The sequence below is a fragment of the Teichococcus deserti genome (genome assembly GCF_001982615.1).
GTDB lineage: Bacteria > Pseudomonadota > Alphaproteobacteria > Acetobacterales > Acetobacteraceae > Pseudoroseomonas > Pseudoroseomonas deserti.
In genome coordinates this window covers 1-2,979 of the sequence record NZ_MLCO01000313.1, presented here as the reverse complement: position 1 = coordinate 2,979, position 2,979 = coordinate 1, and the positions used below count along the sequence as shown (strand labels likewise).

Below are 2,979 nucleotides of genomic sequence, written 5' to 3'. Positions count from 1 at the left end.
GGCCACCGCCGGCCCGGGCCGGCGGTGGCCGGGGCTGGGCCGGAGGTGACGGCGCCGCCGCGGGCCGGGGCCAGGTCGTTCTGCGGCGCGGCGCCGGGGCGCGCGGCCGGGGTGGACAGTCCCTGCGGCACTGCCGGCGTGGTCGGCAGCGAGGGCGTCGTGGCGGAGGGCAAAGCGGGTGCCGGCACGGCGCCGGGGGCTGGCGTCGCCGGCGCCTGGGCCAGGGCCGCGGGGATGGAGAGAGCGAAAGCCACCGCCGCCGCTCCACCCAGCAGCGCGGTCCTCAGGGCGATCCCTGGACGGGTCCGGGGCTGCACCGCGGCTACTCCCCGCCGCCCTCGGCTTTCGCACGGCCGGCCTCGCGCAGCTGCTCCTCCATCTGGTCGAAGCTGGGCTGCAGCTTGGAGGGGATGGCCTGGCGGCCGACCTCGACGCAGATCTGCGGCGACAGGTTCTCCAGGTAGGAGGTGATGACGGCGCGGGCGACGTCCATCATCCGCTTCTCCTCCTCGACAATGGCCTTCAGCCGCGCCGCCATCGGCCCGATCAGCCCATAGGACAGGAAGACGCCGAGAAAGGTGCCGACGAGCGCCGAGCCGATCATCCCGCCCAGGATCTCCGGGCTCTCGCTGATGGCGCCCATCGCCTTGATCACGCCGAGCACCGCGGCGACGATGCCGAGCGCCGGAAAGGCGTCGGCCATCAGCTGGATCGCCTTGGCGGGCTTGAGATTCTCGGCATGGCGCTTGTCGATGGCGCCTTCCATCATCTCGCCGACGCGGTGCGGGTCCTTGTTGTTCAGGGTGATGGTGCGCATCGTGTCGCAGACCAGGCCGCGCAGCGCCGGCTCCTTGGTCAGGCGGGCGTAGCGGCTGAAGATCGGCGAGTTCTCCGGCTTCTCGATATGCTTCTCGAGCTTGGCCGCGCCTTCCTTCTGATGCGTGCGCAGCAGCAGGTAGAGCAGGCAGAGCAGGTCGGAGAAATCCTTCCGCTTCCACTGCGAGCCCTGGAAGACCTTGCCGAAGGACTTCATCGTCTTGGCGACCAGCGCGCCGTCGCCGCCGATCAGCATGGTCATGAAGCCGCTGCCGCCGATGATCATCATCTCCGGCCCGATGGCGTGCAGGATCACGCCCATCTTGCCGCCGGCGATCAGATAGCCGCCGAAGACGGCAACGAAGACTCCGAGGATTCCGGCGATCTGGATCATCGATTGGGTCGGCCCCGCAATGCCTGCGCTGGTGCGATGGTCGGGCCAGAACCTGGCCGGCGCTTCGCTCTTACCATTTCGCACCTTTCTGTGCTATGAGCATTTTTCGCAATAGCGACCGAGAGGACCAACATGCCCCTTCCCGTCGGTATCTCCGAAGGCGTCAACAAGGCCCTGGACCCGGCGCAGGACCGGATGGGCGCCGCCGCCGGTGCGGCCGCCGCCCTGCCGCGCAGCGAGCAGCTCGGCCGCTTCCGCGTCGATTCGCAGGTGGCCGGCGCGCTGCGCAATGCCGCCAAGGCGACTGGCCTGGGCTTCAACGTGCTGGCGGCGAAGGCGGCCATGGAAAGCGGCTTCCGCGCCGATGCCCAGGCCTCGACCTCCTCGGCGCGCGGGCTGTTCCAGTTCATCGACCAGACCTGGCTCGGCGTGGTGCAGGCGCATGGCGCCGAGCACGGGCTGGGCAACGAGGCCGCCGCGATCAGCCGCAGCGGCAGCCGGCTGATCGTCAACGACCCGGCGATGCGGACGCGGATCCTGGCGCTGCGCGACGATCCGGCAATCTCGGCCAGGCTGGGCGCCGAACACCTGAAGGACCTGTCCGACGCGCTGCGCCCGGCGCTCGGCGGCCGCGCGCCGGACCCGACGGAGCTCTATCTGGGCCACTTCCTCGGCCTGCGCGGCGCGACCGAGCTGCTGCGCGCCGCGGCCAGCGATCCGGCGCGCGCCGCCAGCGACATCCTGCCCGAGGCCGCCCGCGCCAATCCGGCAATTTTTCGCGGCGCCGACGGCAATCCGCTCTCGGTGCAGCAGCTGATGGACAGGCTGCGGGCCCGGGTCGGGCAGATCTACGCCTCGCTGGGGATGGCGGCCCCGTCCGGCCCGGTCGAGCTGGCCCCGGGCGCCGCCGTCGCCGTCATGGCCAGCCAGCCGGCGGCCCCGGTCGCGAGCGAGGAGCCGCTGTGGTGGGGCCGCGGCAATCCCGCCCGTATCCTGCATCCTTCCGAGCAGGCCATGGCCTCCAGCCTGGTCGAGGTCTTCAGCCGGATGAACCGCGCCGCCACCCAGCGCGGCCGCGACGACGCGCCAGGCGAGTTGCCGGGGCGGGTGCTGGAGGCGCTGCGCGAGCAGGCCACCACCCTGCCGGAGACCAGCATCGACCCGCTGGCCGAGGCCCGCCGCGCCTATCGGCCGGTGGAGATCTAAACGGCGCGCCGCCGGGCCTGCTCCAGCCGGACGTCCTGGCCATGGCGCAGCCCGGCGGCGTAGCACTGACCGAGCCCGGCCTGCAGCAGCGCCGGCGGCGCCGGCCAGGGGCCCGGCAAGGCGGGAGCGCGGTCGTGCAGCCCGGCCAGCCCGTCGCGCCGCCCCTGCGCCGTGGCACGGTCCAGCAGCCAGGGGGCGAGCGCCTCCCAGTCGGGCGCCGCCAGCGCGGGCTGTTCTTTTGTTTCCATTTTTCGCATTCCTGTGTTCATGCTGGATCCTGGGATGGGCCGGGCGGGCCATCGAAGCTGCGGACCCGCCGGGCGAAGCCATGCAGCGGCAGCTCCAGCAGCGCATCCGGCAGCGCCACGCGCAGCGCCGCCGCCGGCCGGCCCTCGTCGAGGGTGGCCACCACCTCGCCCTCCCGCCCGTCGGCCAGCACCAGCCGGGCGCCGCGGAAGCCGAAGCGCACCACCCGGGCGTTCAGCTGCGGCAGGCCGAGCAGCCGCGTGGTGCAGCCCGGCACCCGCTGGGCCACCGCCGGCAGCCGCCCGGGCGCCACGATC

4 protein-coding genes and 1 pseudogene are annotated in these 2,979 nt (G+C 72.7%); 1 reads left to right on the top strand and 4 read right to left on the bottom strand.

Annotated features, from left to right (window positions below):
- Window positions 1–254: pseudogene (locus BKE38_RS31650) on the bottom strand (MotA/TolQ/ExbB proton channel family protein); the annotation flags it as partial.
- Between the two features lie 68 nt (window positions 255–322).
- A complete protein-coding gene (gene motA / locus BKE38_RS25375; protein WP_076960000.1) occupies window positions 323–1,210 on the bottom strand; it encodes a flagellar motor stator protein MotA in 888 nt (295 codons plus the stop codon).
- 132 nt (window positions 1,211–1,342) lie between these two features.
- On the opposite strand from motA, the gene BKE38_RS25370 reads away from it, so the two are divergent.
- Window positions 1,343–2,416 (top strand): lysozyme family protein, encoded by a 1,074-nt coding sequence (locus BKE38_RS25370; protein WP_076959999.1) that lies wholly within the window; start codon window positions 1,343–1,345, stop codon window positions 2,414–2,416.
- On the opposite strand, the gene BKE38_RS32415 is transcribed toward BKE38_RS25370, so the two are convergent.
- Both BKE38_RS32415 and BKE38_RS32410 read right to left on the bottom strand, forming a co-directional pair.
- A complete protein-coding gene (locus BKE38_RS32415) occupies window positions 2,413–2,664 on the bottom strand; it encodes a hypothetical protein (protein ID WP_076959998.1) in 252 nt (83 codons plus the stop codon). The two genes, BKE38_RS25370 and BKE38_RS32415, sit on opposite strands and share 4 nt — an antisense overlap.
- Before the next feature lie 17 nt (window positions 2,665–2,681).
- On the bottom strand, window positions 2,682–2,979 hold a 298-nt coding region (locus BKE38_RS32410), incomplete at its 5' end, for a hypothetical protein (protein WP_165694281.1).

What these genes read in the sequence shown, in the direction of transcription:
- motA (WP_076960000.1), bottom strand. Translation starts at nt 1,210, where the DNA reads ATGATCCAGATCGCCGGAATCCTCGGAGTCTTCGTTGCCGTCTTCGGC.
- BKE38_RS25370 (WP_076959999.1), top strand. Translation starts at nt 1,343, where the DNA reads ATGCCCCTTCCCGTCGGTATCTCCGAAGGCGTCAACAAGGCCCTGGAC.
- BKE38_RS32415 (WP_076959998.1), bottom strand. Translation starts at nt 2,664, where the DNA reads ATGGAAACAAAAGAACAGCCCGCGCTGGCGGCGCCCGACTGGGAGGCG.